Annotated in this window: 17 protein-coding genes and 2 riboswitches; of the genes, 4 read left to right on the plus strand and 13 right to left on the minus strand. The window is 29.8% G+C overall.

Going from position 1 to position 16,959, the window contains the following annotated elements:
• The 3 genes from ACTB1H_RS01100 to hpf all read right to left on the minus strand — a co-directional run.
• Positions 1-1,272, minus strand: a 1,272-nt coding sequence (locus ACTB1H_RS01100) for an InlB B-repeat-containing protein (protein WP_463260987.1), incomplete at its 3' end; no start/stop codon positions are given.
• A 107-nt stretch (positions 1,273-1,379) separates the two neighbouring features.
• A riboswitch (cyclic di-GMP riboswitch) is annotated at positions 1,380-1,463 on the minus strand.
• A 13-nt stretch (positions 1,464-1,476) separates the two neighbouring features.
• Entirely contained in the window at positions 1,477-1,830 is a 354-nt protein-coding gene (locus tag ACTB1H_RS01105; RefSeq protein WP_463260988.1) for a hypothetical protein, read from the minus strand.
• Positions 1,831-1,985: 155 nt separating this feature from the next.
• Positions 1,986-2,519, minus strand: a complete 534-nt coding sequence (gene hpf / locus ACTB1H_RS01110) for a ribosome hibernation-promoting factor, HPF/YfiA family (RefSeq protein WP_463260989.1) — start codon at positions 2,517-2,519, stop codon at positions 1,986-1,988.
• A 276-nt stretch (positions 2,520-2,795) separates the two neighbouring features.
• Between hpf and ACTB1H_RS01115 the strand changes: the two genes are divergently transcribed.
• The 4 genes from ACTB1H_RS01115 to ACTB1H_RS01130 are packed head-to-tail and all read left to right on the plus strand — an operon-like array spanning position 2,796 to position 8,287.
• Complete coding sequence (locus tag ACTB1H_RS01115; protein ID WP_463260990.1) at positions 2,796-3,665, plus strand: FUSC family protein; 870 nt, start codon at positions 2,796-2,798, stop codon at positions 3,663-3,665.
• 21 nt (positions 3,666-3,686) lie between these two features.
• Positions 3,687-5,363, plus strand: a complete 1,677-nt coding sequence (locus ACTB1H_RS01120) for a hypothetical protein (protein ID WP_463260991.1) — start codon at positions 3,687-3,689, stop codon at positions 5,361-5,363.
• A 16-nt stretch (positions 5,364-5,379) separates the two neighbouring features.
• Positions 5,380-7,365 (plus strand): alpha/beta hydrolase family protein, encoded by a 1,986-nt coding sequence (locus tag ACTB1H_RS01125; protein WP_463260992.1) that lies wholly within the window; start codon positions 5,380-5,382, stop codon positions 7,363-7,365.
• A 13-nt stretch (positions 7,366-7,378) separates the two neighbouring features.
• Positions 7,379-8,287, plus strand: coding sequence for a YihY/virulence factor BrkB family protein (locus tag ACTB1H_RS01130; protein WP_463260993.1), 909 nt, complete (start codon positions 7,379-7,381; stop codon positions 8,285-8,287).
• Here the strand turns inward: ACTB1H_RS01130 and ACTB1H_RS01135 are convergent, their stop codons facing one another.
• From ACTB1H_RS01135 to ACTB1H_RS01180, 10 genes are all read right to left on the minus strand, one after another.
• Complete coding sequence (locus ACTB1H_RS01135; RefSeq protein ID WP_463260994.1) at positions 8,288-8,932, minus strand: ComF family protein; 645 nt, start codon at positions 8,930-8,932, stop codon at positions 8,288-8,290.
• Positions 8,925-11,156 (minus strand): SF1B family DNA helicase RecD2, encoded by a 2,232-nt coding sequence (gene recD2, locus ACTB1H_RS01140; RefSeq protein WP_463260995.1) that lies wholly within the window; start codon positions 11,154-11,156, stop codon positions 8,925-8,927. Before recD2 ends, ACTB1H_RS01135 begins: the two co-directional genes overlap by 8 nt.
• Before the next feature lie 80 nt (positions 11,157-11,236).
• Positions 11,237-12,418: a methionine adenosyltransferase gene (metK, locus tag ACTB1H_RS01145; protein WP_463260996.1), complete on the minus strand. Its 1,182-nt coding sequence runs from the start codon at positions 12,416-12,418 to the stop codon at positions 11,237-11,239.
• A 66-nt stretch (positions 12,419-12,484) separates the two neighbouring features.
• A riboswitch (SAM riboswitch) is annotated at positions 12,485-12,582 on the minus strand.
• Positions 12,583-12,729: 147 nt separating this feature from the next.
• The gene (locus ACTB1H_RS01150; protein WP_463260997.1) at positions 12,730-13,437 is read right to left on the minus strand and encodes an ATP-binding protein; all 708 of its coding nucleotides are present in this window, start codon (positions 13,435-13,437) and stop codon (positions 12,730-12,732) included.
• A gap of 80 nt (positions 13,438-13,517) precedes the next feature.
• Positions 13,518-14,243 carry a flagellar hook-basal body protein gene (locus tag ACTB1H_RS01155; RefSeq protein ID WP_463260998.1) on the minus strand — a complete coding sequence of 242 codons (726 nt, stop codon included), beginning with the start codon at positions 14,241-14,243 and terminating at the stop codon, positions 13,518-13,520.
• Between the two features lie 9 nt (positions 14,244-14,252).
• Complete coding sequence (locus ACTB1H_RS01160) at positions 14,253-14,954, minus strand: flagellar hook-basal body protein (RefSeq protein WP_463260999.1); 702 nt, start codon at positions 14,952-14,954, stop codon at positions 14,253-14,255.
• Positions 14,947-15,081 (minus strand): hypothetical protein, encoded by a 135-nt coding sequence (locus ACTB1H_RS01165; RefSeq protein WP_463261000.1) that lies wholly within the window; start codon positions 15,079-15,081, stop codon positions 14,947-14,949. The genes ACTB1H_RS01160 and ACTB1H_RS01165 overlap by 8 nt, the downstream gene beginning before the upstream one ends.
• Positions 15,082-15,134: 53 nt before the next feature.
• On the minus strand, positions 15,135-15,554 hold the full coding sequence (locus ACTB1H_RS01170) for a hypothetical protein (RefSeq protein WP_463261001.1): 420 nt from the start codon (positions 15,552-15,554) through the stop codon (positions 15,135-15,137).
• A gap of 1 nt (position 15,555) precedes the next feature.
• Positions 15,556-16,278 carry a sigma-70 family RNA polymerase sigma factor gene (locus ACTB1H_RS01175; RefSeq protein ID WP_463261002.1) on the minus strand — a complete coding sequence of 241 codons (723 nt, stop codon included), beginning with the start codon at positions 16,276-16,278 and terminating at the stop codon, positions 15,556-15,558.
• Positions 16,279-16,290: 12 nt separating this feature from the next.
• Positions 16,291-16,956 carry a flagellar brake protein gene (locus ACTB1H_RS01180; RefSeq protein ID WP_463261003.1) on the minus strand — a complete coding sequence of 222 codons (666 nt, stop codon included), beginning with the start codon at positions 16,954-16,956 and terminating at the stop codon, positions 16,291-16,293.
• Between the last annotated feature and the right edge of the window lie 3 nt (positions 16,957-16,959).

Below are 16,959 nucleotides of genomic sequence, written 5' to 3' on the forward strand. Positions count from 1 at the left end.
TACATATACTGTATATTCTCCTACATCAGTGTAGCTTGGTTTTTCTTCTGCCCAGTTTTCTCCGTCTTCACTGTAGTATACTTTATCGCCTTCTACTAAATTTCCTACTGTTATGCTGTGTCCTTCTCCGTCATATACTCCAGTGTAACCTGTTATTTCTAGCTGAGGAGCAATATTCTTTTCCCATTGTGCATAAAGTATGACATTGCTTGCTGGCATGTTGAATTTATCCCCTGGTTGATAAGCTGTCCCACTTCCATTTGCTGCCGTGTTCCATCCAGCAAAAGTGTAGTATTGTCTTGTAAAACCTTCACCGCTTAGTACTGTTACCTCTGCTCCTTCAAAGTAAGGACTGTTTGAATCAATTACTGTTCCTGTCCCTCCATTTGCATTGTATAAGACTTGATACATATTATCTGGTATCCATTGAGCATACAATACAACATCACTATATATGTTGAATTTATCTCCTGGTTGATAAGCTGTTCCACTTCCATCTGCTTTAGTGTTCCATCCTGCAAAAGTATGATTTACTCTTGTATATCCATCTCCAGCTAATACTGTTACTTCTCTTCCTTCTACATAAGGATTATTTAGGTCATTTATTGTTCCTGTTCCTCCGTTTGGATTATAGGTTACTGTATATTCCTGAAAGTCAATTATTATTGCACCTTCACCCCATGCGTCAAATCCATTTTCAGAATAGTCTAGACCAACCCTCATCGGTGCTGATAAATTCTGTATTCCTAAATTAACTACTAACCAATCACTTGATGTTGTTCCTAGAGTACTTCCATTTACTTTGAGGTCACTTACTTTAAAATAGTTGACGCCTTCTAGTGGTTTGTTATTTTTCCCTGGGAAAAGTTCGACACCATTGTAAGATATATTTATTAAATTCTTTTGGTATGTGGGTCCTGTTACTGAAAAAGCAACTAATATCTCCCCTTCAGGGCTAATCCATGCATATTTTGCTGTTAGGTGCCCATTTGTTGATTGACCATATGCAGTTAGTATACCACTTTGAGCAGTGAATTCTTGTGTGCTCAGTGCCATTATTGTCATCATTGGAAAAGGTTCTGTGATTACTTCTTCTTTTACTGCATCTGGTTCTTCTATTTCATTTGTATTTTCTATGCTGTTATTTTCTATGCCGATTTTCTCTTCTTGGTATATTTCTTCTATCTCTTGTGCAAATGTTGCTGATGTCATTGTTAATATCATCGCAAATGCTAATACTATTGATAAACTTTTTTTAACAAGCAATTTCATGATAGATCACACCTCCTTCTTTTTTTTATATATGAATTTGTTTTAATTCTATTGTTCATTCAATCCCTCCCATAAATTTTATCTATTTATAACAAAAAGCTGCTTTAAAAAGCAGCTTGACTGTCCTGGCTAATAGCTTTAGACTCATGGCTTTGCGTCCTTACCTTTCGATAAGTTTGCCAATTTACAAAAATAATATTTTTATTAATTTATAAAACTGATATCTGAAAAATATAAGTATGTCTTTAGATCTGCAGTTGCGAACATATTTATCAAATAATAATTATTTAATTCATAAATATATTTTTTGTATTTCTTATTTGATTCTGGCAAAAGCTTATAGTATACTTCCTTAAAAGAAGGAAAAAAATCATTAAAATAAAATATAATATCGGAGATTCTTTTCCCAACTATAGGCTTATTATCGATATCATTTAAATTAAATATTTCTTCAAAATTATCACTAACTTCAATTAAAAGAAAATCTGAAAACTTATTTTCATCATTGTATATAGGAATAAAGCTAAAGTAAAAATCAGTATTCACTTTACACTCCATATTTATCACTTCCAATTTCTTTTCTTTTTGTAATGATACCATTTTAGGGTTTTATTTTAGTTTTATTTCAGTTTTATTTCGGTTTTATTATAGTTTTTTTTCGGGTTTATTTTTTTGCATAAAAAAAACAGGGTTTCCCCTGTTTTATCTTTATATTATAAAATTTCTGGTTCGATAAGCCCGTAATTACCATCTTTTCTCTTGTAAACAACATTTACTGATTCTGTATCTGCATCCATGAAAATGAAGAAATTGTGTCTTAGTAATTCCATTTGTAAAATTGCTTCGTCAGTTGTCATAGGTTTTAATACAAATCTTTTATTTTTGACTAATTTTGGCTTTTCATCATCATTTTCTTCTATTGGAGTTAAATTTTCAAATCTAATAGTTTCTCCACTTTTATATCTCTTTTGTAGTTTAGTTTTATGTTTCCTCATTTGCGCTTCCAATACATCAACTGCTCTATCTATTGATGCGTACATATCATCACTAGACTCCTCTGCTCTCAAAATTGTCCCGGGAAGGTTTATGGTAACTTCTATTATTTTTCTATTTTTTTCAGTACTAAAAGTTACGTTCCCAACGATGTCATTTTGAAAATACTTGTTCAATTTACTGAGCTTTTTTTCAGTTACAGATTTTAAAGCGTCTGTTACCTCCATATTCTTTCCAGTAAAATTTATTTTCATAAACCCAGCTCCTTTCATATAAGTCATTACTTATATATTTAAATATATTATACCTAAAAAAAGCATGTGTTAAACAAAGTTTTGTGAATCTTGTAAATAATAATTGATTGTGGAAAATATGTTGTTAATTTTGTTGATATATTTTTATCAGCTTGTGGATAATGTGGATTGTTTTGTGGAAAACTTATATTTCTGTTGTTTTATTTGTGGATTAATCTCTTGATAATTTTAAATTAATGTTATAATATCTTTAGAATATTTAAAAAGGAGTTATCTATGAATACGAGAAGTTATAAAGTAGGTATGAGAACAATTAAAACAGGTTTAGCTGTAGCCTTAGGCATGTTTGTCGCAGATAAAATGGGGCTATATTCCCCTCTTTTTGTGGGTCTTGGTGTCATAAACACAATGCAATCTAGTGTTTCTGAATCTTTTCAATCAGGAAAAAATAGAATGTTATCCACAGTTACCGGTGCATTAGTTGCTTTAATTATGAATTATCTTTTTCCTGTTAACTATTTCTTAATGGGAATTGGTATCATTGTTTTGATACATATTTTAAACCTGTTAAATTGGAAAAAAGCAATTTCACTTGCTGCTATGGTTTTTATAGCGGTTTATATGAATACTGATGATGAAATGATTGTTTATGCTTTTAACAGAGTTCTTGATACCTCTGTAGGTATTTTGGTTGGGGTATTAGTCAATTATTTGATTTCTGCTCCTCATAGTGATTATCAGTTTGATTCATTATTTAAATCCATGAAAAATGATATTAAAAGTATAGTTTATGATATAATTACAGAAAGAAAAGAGATAGATTTAGCTAAATTTAAATCTGATCTTGATAAATTAGAATCTATTTACGAATTGTCAATAGATGAAACGAGATACAAGATTTCTGATAAAGCTAAGATTGATGATAATTTAAATAAATTAAAGAAAATGCAAATTATTTTTACTGATTTATCTTCTATAAAAGCACTAAATTCTAAAAGTTGTGTGAATGAAATAAACAAGAGCACGCTGGAGGAGATACTAAAAATGACTCTTTTCGTGAAGTGCGACAATGAAACAAGCAATGAAGATATAATATACAATTATCATCTCTCATCACTTTTGAAAAATTTAGCAAGTCTCAATTAAACTATTAATTTGGAGGGCAAAATGAAAGAATTAAGTTACGATTTTTTGATGCAGATTAATAGCGATATCTACTATGATTTAGATAAGTATATCGATAAAAAAAATATTAGAAAAGTTTTATTTAACAAAGTAAGTATAGAGTATCCAGTCATAACTTTGGATAAGGAAAACACAATATTTAATTTATGGTTAATATGCGATTATAAAAATGAAAAAGGCGAAACCTTGATTGATGAATATTTAAATGAAAGGCGTATAATTAACAATCTTGAGAGAGAAATTTTAATTCAAAAGAAAAAGTCATATCCTTCATTGTATGAGATACTAAATATTGTTAATGACAAAATCGTTGCAAAAAATTTGTTTACTACAGAAACTATTGAGATTTTAGAGCCTTCAGCAAAGCGCATTCTAAAGCAAGGAGACTGTTTTATCGCACGTATCGAAAATATATTAGGACATAATATATTCTCAGGTCAATTGATATATACACCAAAATCTGTGATCCCTTATTTTATAAAAGAGGTATTCTATGACTATAATTATGCGTTATCAAAAGATTTCAGCCTTTCTTTTCAAGATTATGTGAAAGATAATTGCTTTAAATTCTACGATTTGTTCTATATTAATGTATATGAGCACTTCGATCCTTCTGAAGAGGATATTTCATCTATTTATGATGATATTGAAGAATTTCAAAATTATCTGTACTATAAAAAAGATCCTCTTTTAACAGATAAATACATCAATAAATTACTTGAGCTATATGATTATTATCTGAGTCCTGAGGATTTAAGCCTCAGAGATCTAAACAGAATTGACTTAAATGAATTGTTCTTAAATACTATCTATGATGGATTCATATCATCAAGCGAAACATTTTCCTTATATTTAGATGTGTTGACAGAATATATTCTCTTTAAAGAAAATCAAACCAATGATTTTCACGATTCTTTAGAGCAAATCAAACAAATTAGGGAAAATAGATTCGATTTTATTAGGGAAATAAATAAAGGCGAAAGTCATTTCTATAAAGACAAATATCTTGTTTCAAAACTAAATGAATTTGATTTAACATTTAACGATGATTTTATTAAAGATTTTGATGTATTCTTAATATATCTAATTTCAAATAATTTATCATTAACTGATAAAAAGCAGAAAATAAAAAAATCTGATAAAATGATTTTAATAGAAAATTTGTTTAAAACATATGAATTTAACGATTTATATTCAAGCGCAGACATTATAGATATTTTTAAAGCATTGGGTTTGTCACTTAACATTATTGAGATTAATGATAATAAACTGATTCCGAGCAATATAGTTGAAGATTATTTAATATTATCTAACGAAGAAAAAATGCAAGTCATATTATCAGAAATATTTAAAATAGATTTTATAAGTTCCATTTTGAATATTGATATAAAAAATGCCGAAAAATCAAAAGAGCTATTGTTAAAATTGATGGCTAAGTTAATGAGAAACCCTATGCCTTTAAATCTCATAATTGATGAGATAGCTGTGCTAAAAAAAGAGTTGTCAACTCTAATCTATATTTTATATACAATAGGTTTAGTAGATCTAAAAAATAATAATTTAACTCTAACACGATTGGGTAAGATTTGTTTTCCTTTTATAAATCAATGGAGTAGGAGGAAAATGGATAATATATTAATTTTTACGCTAAAAAACTAATAATATGGAGGTAACCATGAAAAATCTAAAATTAGATGACTTTACAAATTTTAAGTTTATTTCTTCTGTAAATATTTCCCCAGATGCTAAAAATTGTGCTTTCGTTGTGACTAGAATAGATATTGAGGAAAACAAATACTTGTCTAATATCTATATTGCAGACGAGAATTATAAAATAAAAAAATTGACTAGCTTTAATGAAGAAAGAAAGTTTTTATGGAAAGATAAAAAAACCATTATATTTACTTCATTAAGAGAAAAAAAAGATAAAGAAAAGGCTGAAAATGGCTACCCAATTACCTCTTTTTACGAGATAAATATTGATGGCGGTGAAGCAAACAAGATTTTCAGCATACCATTAAATGTATTTTCTACTGAGATAATCGATGAAAACCATTATCTATTTACTGCTTTATATGACCAAGACTTAGGAGAATACTTTAACCTTACTGAAGAAGAAATGGATAAAAAAATCAAAGAAAAAAAAGATAACTCTGATTATGAAATTTTAGATGAAATTCCATTCTGGTCTAATGGAGAAGGTTTCACCAATAAAAAGAGAGCTAGGCTCTATTATTATATAAAAAATGAAAATAAGTTGATTCCTATCACAGATGAGTTTACTAACGTTCATCAAGTTCATTTATCTAAAGAAAAAGATAAAGCTCTTTTTATAACATCTTCATTTATAGATAAAATGAATTTATATAGCGATATCTATATTCTAGATCTAAATACCCTAGGTATAGAAAAAATTTCCCCATATAGTGAATTTAACTATGCTTTCGCTTGTTTTATTAAAGATAAAATTGTTTTCTTTGGTTCTGACATGAAAAAGCATGGTATTAATCAAAATCCTGATATATTTTTGATGGAAGATAATGGGATTAATTGCAAGCTTCTTCTGCACCTAGATGAAGGAATAGGAAACTCTGTTGGGTCTGACTGTAGATATGGGAGCTCTAGATATTTTAAAGTTGATGGAGATCTATTATATTTTATTTCAACAAGTGGTTATAATTCCTTTATAAACAAATTAGATTTAGATGGAAAACTAGAAAAAATAACTGAGCCAAATGGCTCAATTGACGATTTCGACGTGGTAGAAAATAAAGTTTTCTTTTCTGGATTAAGAGATATAAACTTACAAGAACTCTATGTTTTAGATGGTTGTGAAAAAACTGTTACAGATTTCAACAGCTGGGTATGCGAAGAAAGATTACTTTCTAAACCAATATATATAAATGTTAAGAATGATGATGTTTCATTAGATGGTTTTGTAATAAAACCAATAGGATTTGATGATACAAAATCATATCCAGCAATCCTTGATATTCATGGTGGTCCTAAAACTTGCTATGGCAGTGTTTACTACCACGAGATGCAAGTTTGGGCTAATCAAGGTTATTTTGTGTTTTTCTTAAACCCAAGAGGCAGTGATGGATATGGTGATGATTTTGCAGATATTAGAGGAAAATATGGGAGTATTGATTTTGATGACATAATGACTTTTACAGATAAAATATTAGAATTGTATCCTAATATTGATAGGGAAAGAATTGGAGTTACTGGCGGCTCTTATGGAGGATATATGACTAACTGGATTATTGGTCATACAAATAGATTTAAAGTGGCTGCTTCTCAGAGAAGTATATCTAATTGGATATCTTTTTTTGGAACTTCAGATATTGGATACTACTTTGTTCAAGATCAAGTTGGTACAAACCCATGGAATCATCATGAAAAGCTATGGGATAATTCTCCTTTGAAATATGCTAATAATGTAGTTACTCCTACTTTATTCATACATTCAGATGAGGATTATAGGTGTTGGATTGATCAAGGATATCAGATGTTCACATCATTAAAGTATCACGGAGTTGAGTCAAAAATTGTGATTTTCAAGGGAGAAAACCACGAACTTTCAAGGTCTGGAAAACCCAAACATAGAATAAAGAGATTGGAAGAGATCACAAATTGGTTTAACAAGTATTTAAAGTAGAGTTGGTGTGAATTTGAAAAAAATAATAGATCAGCTTTTACAACATAAGGCTATAATAGTCATTGACCATTTTATATTTAAATTACGTAATGATTATATTTTTGGTTATGCAGCACAAATGGCTTATTATCTAGTACTTTCGATTTTCCCGTTTTTAATAGTTTTACTAAATATAATTAGCCTTACCCCTCTTGTAAGGGGTGAAATCCCATTGGAATTCCTTGAATTTTTGCCTCAAGAAGTTACGAACATAATTGAGGGTTTTATAAGTGATATAACAACATATAGCAGCCAAGGTTTGCTTTCTATAGCTGCTGTTGCAGGACTTTGGACTGCATCTGGCGGAATGATGGTAACAATGAGAACTATTAATGCTGCATATGGTTTTAAAGAAAAAAGGTCATATGTAAAGCGTAAATTGTTGTCATTGCTATTTACTTTTGCGTTGATAATACTTCTAGTGATGGTATTTTTTACTCTTGTAATAGGGGAGCTAATAGGTAAGTGGATATTCACACTAATAGACAGCGAAGTATTGTTCATTAATTTATGGCACTACCTTCGTTTCATAATACCAATCTTATACATGGTGATAATATTTGCATTAATATATAAATATACGCCAAGTACAAAAAAAGAAGATAAAATTAAATTAAGATATACATTATTTGGATCTTTATTCTCAACTTTAGGTTGGATAATTGCATCAATAATGTTTTCCTATTATGTAAATAATTTTGCAAATTATGCTGTTACTTATGGCAGCTTAGGTGGAGTAATTATTTTTTTAGTTTGGCTTTATATAATTAGTATGGTGATAATATTAGGTGGAGAGATAAATGCTATTTATCTTTATTATAAAAAAAATGATTTAGTTTTTAGAGAAGATAATAGTTTTTTGTACGACTTTATAAAAGATTAATCAAATTTTGGGTGTAGATAAACATATGCTAATTATTTTATCTGCACCATTTTCTTTTAACTCTTTACTACAGAATTCAAGAGTCATACCTGTAGTGATAATATCATCTATTAACAATATTTTTTTGTTATATATCATATCATTGTTTTTAACAAAAAAAGAGGATTTTAAATTTAATCTCCTTTCGAAAACATTAAGTTTGTTTTGCTCTTTTGTCCATTTTCTCTTTATTAGTACATTATTAGATATAGGCTTATTATTTAATTTAGCTATTTCCTTTGCCAATAAATATGATTGATTATATCCTCTGATGGCCTCTTTCCTTCTGTGCAGTGGTACAGGCAAAATTATATCGTAATCAAATATTTCTTGAATTTCTATTGTCTTAATCATATATAATGCAAAAGTTTTATATAAATAGCTAGAATTGTTGAACTTAAATTGATGAATAAAATTTTTTATAAATCTATTGTAGTAAATTGATACATAAACTTTGTCTATATTTTCTATATCAGCTTTGATTGGTTGGTGCAATTCTTCTATTCTATCTCTACATTCTTTGCAAAGACCTAATTCTAAGTCATCATCATAATCTTTACAGAAACTGCAAATGTTTTTTGTTGGAAATAATAACTCATCAATCAAAATTTATTCCTTCTTTCCGAATATACATATCATACTGCTTTATCTTCATATCTAGTGCTGAATATCTCTTCTCTATCTGATTGTTTCTTACCATTTCATAAATATATTTTTTGTCTCCAACTAATATAACTAAATCCTTTGCTCGTGTTACACCTGTGTAAATTAAATTTCTAGTTAAAAGCATTTTGGGTCCAGAAGTTACAGGTATGATTACTGCTCTAAATTCACTGCCTTGGGATTTATGAATTGTTATAGCATAGGATAATGTCAATTGATCTAAGTCTTTATAATCATATTCTACTTCTTTTTCTTGATCGAACAAGACCTTAATCTTATTTTCTTCATCAGAAATCTCTGTAATAATTCCAATGTCCCCATTGTAAATGCCTTCTCCTTTTTCTATCTCACCTTGCTTTGATATACTCCATTCAATTTGATAATTGTTTTTAATTTGCATCACTTTATCTCCAACTCTAAAAGAAAAACTTCCCAAGCTTTTTTGAGGTTTAAGTTTGTTTTCAGGATTTAAAACTGCTTGAAGTTTTTGATTTAAAGAAATTACTCCTAAATCCCCTTTTTTCATAGGAGATAAGACTTGTATATCGTTGATTGGATCAAACCCATAATATTTAGGTAATCTATTGACTACTAGCTCTTTTATTTCCTCAAGAGCTTCTTTTGGATTTTGTTTATAAATAAAAAAGAAATCTTTATCTTTTTCATTTAAAATAGGCATTAATCCATTGTTAATCCTATGAGCATTTACTATTATCATGCTTTTTTCTTCTTGTCTAAAAATTTCATCCAATCTAACCACTTTTATAACATTTGAATTAATGATATCTCTAAGTATATTCCCAGCCCCTACAGAAGGTAGTTGGTCAACATCGCCCACTAATATCAATCTCGAACCTGGTTTTATTGCATTTATTAGATTGTTCATCATAGAAATATCTATCATAGATGCTTCATCCACTATAATGATATCACTTTCAATTGGGTTTTCTTCATCTCTTAAAAAATTAAATTCATCACCTCCATAAGAAATCTCTAATAATCTATGCAAAGTTTTTGCTTCATATCCTGTATATTCCTTAATTCTCTTTGCTGCTCTACCAGTAGGCGCTGCTAATACAAAAGTTTTACCTTCTTTTTTGAATATTTCAATTATAGCCTTGATAATAGTTGTTTTCCCAGTACCAGGCCCTCCAGTCAATATCAAAACTCCATTATTTATCGAACTAACTATAGCTTCTCTTTGTTTATTGGCAAATTTAATATTTGATTTTTCTTGAATTTCGTTGATTTCCTTTTGTATGTCTATGTTAATATCATCTAATTTATAATTACTTAATTCTATTATTTTTCTAGCAATATTGTTTTCAAAAATATTATATAGATAATGATAAATTATGTCTTTATCGTCTATTTTAGATTTGACAAAAACATCTGAAATCAAAAGACTTTTGATTTCATCGACAATTTTATCTTTTGAAACTGTCAACAATTTTTGTGCTTCATCAATCAATAGTTTTTCTGGTAAAAAAGTGTGACCTTGCCCTATTGCTTCATTCATAATATATTTAAGCCCTGCCTTAATTCTATGTGGTGAATTTTTGTCAACACCAACTTTGTTAGCTATATCGTCAGATATCTTAAATCCTATCCCCCTTATATCTTCTGTCAATCTATATGGATTCTCTTTTATTATATTTGTCGATTCACTCCCATACTGCTTATATATTTTTAATATTTGATTAGTTGAAATATCGAATTCTTTAAGTTCAACTATAATCTGTCTGATTTCTCTTTGCTCCTCAAAAGCCTCCATTATTTTATCAAGTTTCTTTTTGCCTATGCCATCTACTTCTAGTAATCTTTCAGGATAATATTGTATTATGTCAAGTGAATTCTCTTTGAATTTATCAACAATTTTTCTTGCAGTAGCTTTGCCAATGTGAGGTATAAGCCCCGAAGCTAAATAACTTTCTATTCCATTTATAGTCGAAGGTAATTTCTCCTTTATGTTTGTAAATTGAAATTGTTCTCCAAATTTGTCATGGTATATCCATTCTCCCTCTAATTCAACAAACTGGTCTTTTTTTATGAAATAAGTCTTTCCAACGAAAGTAACAGGCCCATCTGAAGTAACAAGCCTAGCAACTGTATATCCATTTTCTTCATTTCTAAATATTATATCTTCAACAGTTCCTTCTATAAACATAATTTACCTCCAACTGATCTTGATTATATTATACCGCAGAAATAAAAAAAATCCCACTCCGTTAATCGGAGTGAGTTATCCTATAGTGCTTTTCTTAAAATCTCTGCTTTATCTGTTCTCTCCCAGCTTAAGTCTAAATCAGTTCTCCCAAAGTGTCCGTAAGCTGCTACTTGCCTATAGATTGGTCTTTTCAAATCTAAATCTTTAATGATTGCTGCTGGTCTTAAATCAAAATTTTCCTTAATAAGATTAACAATTTCTTCATCGCTAATTTTGCCAGTACCAAATGTATCCACATTTACTGATAAAGGATGTGCAATTCCTATTGCATATGCTACAGCTACTTCACATTTGTCGGCAAGTCCTGCTGCAACGACATTTTTGGCAACATATCTAGCCATATAAGAAGCAGATCTATCAACTTTAGTTGGATCTTTACCCGAAAATGCTCCACCACCATGTCTTGCATATCCGCCGTATGTGTCTACAATTATCTTTCTACCGGTAAGCCCTGAATCTCCCATAGGTCCACCTATTACAAATCTCCCTGTTGGGTTGACATATATCTTTGTATTGTCATCTATCATATTTGCTGGTACTATTACGGAAATCACGTGTTCTATTATATCTTCTCGAATTTGCTCTAATGTTACAGTAGGAGAATGTTGTGTAGAAACTACTATGTTTTCTACTCTAACTGGTTTATCATCGTGATATTCGATTGTAACTTGAGTTTTTCCGTCTGGCCTCAAATAATCAAGTAGCCCATTTTTTCTGACTTCAGCTAGACGTCTTGCTAATCTATGAGCTAATGAAATCGGCATTGGCATAAGCTCAGGAGTTTCATTGCATGCATACCCGAACATCATTCCTTGATCTCCTGCTCCAATTTTATCTAATTCATCATGAGATAAATTCTCCTTTAGCTCTAAAGCTTTATCTACTCCTAAAGCTATATCTGGAGATTGCTCATTAATGGATGTAAGAACTGCACAAGTATCAGCATCGAATCCATATTTAGCTCTTACATATCCTATCTCTTCAACTGTTTGCCTTGCAATCTTTGGTATATCTACATAGCAATCAGTTGTTATCTCACCTGCTACTAGTATAAGACCAGTAGATGTCAATGTCTCACATGCAACTCTAGCATTAGGATCTTGCCTTAAAATTTCATCTAATATAGCATCCGATATCTGATCGCAAACTTTATCAGGATGCCCTTCTGTTACAGACTCAGATGTAAAATACCATTTTTTCATTTTATTCCTCCTTAATTTTACATATAAAAAGCCCTTCCAAAAGGAAAGGCACTTTTTTAAAAATCGTCCTCATCTTTCAGAATTATTAACTCTGCAGGAATTAGCACCTTTTATAAGGTTGCCGGGCTTCAATGGGCCTGTCCCTCCGCCGCTCTTGATAAGGCATCAAGATATTTAATTTACAATGCATATATTAACACAGTTGTTTTAATGAGTCAACATAAAAATAATTTGTTTATAAATATTCTATGATAATGTCATATTAAATTTAATCTGATAAAATTTAAGTATGATGAAGGTTATTTTTTATATTAGTCTAAAATTATTCCTTCTGTTGATATTGTAGTTACACTCCATGGTATAAACTTACCGCTGTTCATCAAAGCTCTCTTCACTGCTTCTACAATGCCTCCGCAACATGGCACTTCCATCCTAACGATAGTAACACTTTTTATTTGATTTTGCTTTATTATTTCTGTCAACTTCTCCGAATAGTCTAGCATATCTAATTTGGGACATCCAATTAAAGTTATTTTATTTTTCATAAATTCTCTATGAAAATCACCATATGCATATGCAGTACAATCCGCTGCAATTAGCAAATTAGCATTATCAAAATATGGTGCTTTTATAGGTGCTAGTTTTATTTGTACAGGCCACTGTTTCAACATGCTCTTTACATTAATATTATCATGAGATGCATTTAACCTTTTTTCATCTTTTTCATTCTGCTTGATTATTTTAGCCATTGATCCAGGGCATACATGAGTGTGGTTATCTTCTGATAATTTATTTGCTAAAACTGCTTTTTCATCATATTCTTTCGCTTCTCTCTCAATAAATGTAATAGCTCCTGTTGGGCATACAGGTAAACAATCTCCTAATCCATCGCAATAGTCATCTCTTAATAGTTTTGCTTTGCCATCAATCATTCCTATAGCTCCTTCATGGCATGCATTTGCACACAATCCACAACCATTACATTTTTCTTCATCTATATTTATTATTCTTCTTATCATAAATCTCATCTCCTTTATAATTATGTTTTTATTATAACAGGTAAAAAATAAAAATTTGGTTGCATATGCAACCAAATTCATTATCTTTTTAAATTATTTGTCATATTATATATTTCATCAGCTGTTTCTACTACCTTAGCACTCATGGAATAAGCCCTCTGAGTAATTATCATATCTGTCAATGATTTTGTTAAATCTACATTTGATTGTTCCAAATAATACTGCTTTATATTACCAAAATTAAATTCATTTTCTAAAGAATTAAATGTTAGCCCATTTTGCAAAAACTTTCCTCCGTCTACTGGAATCAAGGAATCAAGATTTTCAGGATAAAACAGAACTATCCTGCCTAGTTGTGTTACATTTCCATCGTAATTTTGATAAATATATCCATCATTATTTATCGTTATATCGCCATTTAACCACTCATTCGGTTCTACTGTATAATCAATCACAAGTCTATTCCCATCTTTATCTACAACATTGTTTTCACTATCAATCGTAAAGCCTCCGTCACGTGTCAATAAAATCTCTCCATTACTTTCAACTCCAAAGAATCCATCCCCTTCAATAGCTAAATGGTAAGGACTTTGAGACTCAATAAATATTCCTTGATTGAAATTAACTTTAGATACTAAACTAGCTGTTCCAGCGCTAATATTATCTGTATTTAAAAGTTCTCTAAAGCTCAACTCTTTCTTCTTAAAACCTATAGTATTTACATTTGATATTTCATCTGCTATTGAATCCATTTTATACTGATTAGCATTGAGCCCTGTCCTACCAATGTGCAAAGATATGTTCATTTTTACCACCTATACCTTTCCGACTTCATTTACTGCTTTATTTAAAGTTTCATCTGCTGCATGCATCAGTTTTTGATTAGCTTCAAATTCCCTTGTTATTTCTATCAGTTTTACCATTTCATCAACTAAATTTACATTGCTAGCTTCAAGAAATCCTCTTTTCACGTCTGCTTCTATTTGGTTCATAGGTGCTTGTGATGTAAACAGAGTGTCTCCTATGCTTATTAGGGTATTGAAATCTTCAGGACTTGAAATTACAAAATTAAAATTTAAGTCATTTATATTTATATATCCATTTTCTCCCAACACTCTATATCCTTCAACTGTGACCAATTCATTAGCTTCATTTACTCTAAAGTTTCCATTTCTTGTGTAAGCAATTTGTCCATTATTTAATTCTACAGTGAAAAATCCATCTCCATTTATTGCAAAATCTGTGCTGTTTCCCGTTTCGTAAATTGGAGCACTACTGAAATTTCGATAATATTCATCAACTTGATTTCCGAACACAAATTGTCCTATAGGGTTTCTAACATTTTTATTAGCTCCTCCGGTATAGTTAATCATTTCTCTAGTTTCCATTGTGCTTTGAACTACTTTTTGAAATTTATACCCAGATGTGTTAGCATTTACAAGATTAGCACTCGTATTTTCCTGCCTTTTCTGAATTACATTTAAACTTCTATTTATAGTGTAAAGAGATTTAATCATTTTGTTCTCCTCCAATCTCATTGCTTGTTTCAATGGAAACCTTAATTTCTTCAGGATAAACCATTCCAAGTTTTCTCGCGGCAATTTCTATGTCTTTGTCGCTCATACGAGCATTGCTTAAATTCATCATCAATGCAGCAATCAAAATACCAAATCCTAACGGGATAAAAGGATTTATTTTTAATTCTTTGACTCTAAGTATAAATTTTTTAATAATAATACCTCCCCCTTATTCATCCCTAAAAGTCTGCAGGTTTCAGTTAAGTCAATTTCTTCATTTATGAAAGCTTCTATTATCTTAAATTTGTTATCATCTATATCACTAGACTGAATTTCAATAGGTTGTTCTTTTATATCATTCAATGTGTTTTGGAAATCTACCTCATCATCATTTGATGATTTTTCTTCTGTAGCTGAGTTTTCAAAACTAAATATGATTTCCTCTATCTCATCTAACCTTTTCTCTAAATCCTTAAATCTATCTTCATCAGAGGTTCTTTCTTCTTTCTTGTAAGCCTGTTGATTATCAATGCTAATTCTCTCTATGTATATTCCAAATAATATTAAAATGAATGCTATTATAACAAGAAAATTAAACATCCTAATCCTCCATAAAATCTTTAATATAGCTTTTTAACTTAAGTAGTATTTTCCCATGGATTTGAGACACTCTAGCTATAGATATATCCAATATATATGCAATTTCTTTTAAAGTGAGTTCTTCTACATAGTATAAATTCAAAATAATTTGTTCTCTCTCATCTAACTTTTCTATTGCAATTTTTAATTTCTCTTTTTTTTCTTTATCAATATATTCATCTTCTGGTGATTTAATCTTTTCATCTTTTATAGTATCTAGTAGATTAAACTCCTCGCCCTCTTTAGTGTAGAGTGTAGATTCTAAAGATATATTTGCTAAATAATGAAGGGTTTCATATATTTTATACATATCCTTAGATTCTAAGTTCAACTCTTTCATTATTTCCTGTTCTTTAGGTTCCCTATTTAATTTTCTCTCTAGATTGTCTTTAACAGAATAATATTCATTTAATTTATACAGTCTATCCCGTGAAACCTTTCCTGATTTTCTGAGTTCGTCAATTATTGCTCCCCTAATCCTGATTGTAGCATATGCTTCAAATGGAACATTCTTTGATGAATCAAATTTATCTATAGCATCCATCAATCCTATTATTCCAATGCTCACTAGATCTTCATAGTCAAGGGCATTATCAAAAATCTCAATTCTTGAAACTATTCTATTTACTAATGGTATATATTTAATTATCAATTCATCTTTTTTGTTGATATAGGTTTGAGACATCAGTCTCCCCCTTTAGATCTTATTCTTTCTCATCAAAACAAATACTTTTCGAATAATTTTTTCTCTTGTATTTTCACTTAGGTCAATAAATTCTACTCCATAGGAGTAAAGGGCTTTTTCCTTTACTATATCCACTTCTCTGTGGACAATATTTCCCTTAACTACAAATTTTTCACCTTCAAGTTCTAAATATATTAAGATATTTTCCCCTTCAGAAAGCCTATGATCGGATTTAAATTTTACTCCTCCACCACTGATATCTAGCATTATCCCTTCTTTTAGATATCCCATTAACCTATCATGTGAAAATCTATTCGCTTCTAAATTCCCTTTTTCTAACAGCATACTGTGATCAGAAAAATGAATTTCCTTCGTGTAATTCACTCTTGCAAATTGTCTTCTTTGTACTTTTTCTATATTAGCAATATTGCTAAGAATATAAGTCGGGTATTCCAATTTTTTCCTTTCACTAATAATCGCATCAAAAGCATATGAATTGACTCCATTACTAGCTATTCCGTTTACCTTTTCTCCTACATTTATAAGTTTAAAATCTTTACTGTCAGATACACTTGTCACGTAGATCTTATCATCTATTACATCATAAATTAATCCTCTAAAAATTTCTCCATTTTGTAGTTTAAGTTCAACACTAGAGTTTACAATTATCGGTATCATTTT

The sequence above is a fragment of the Soehngenia sp. genome, from assembly GCF_055108775.1.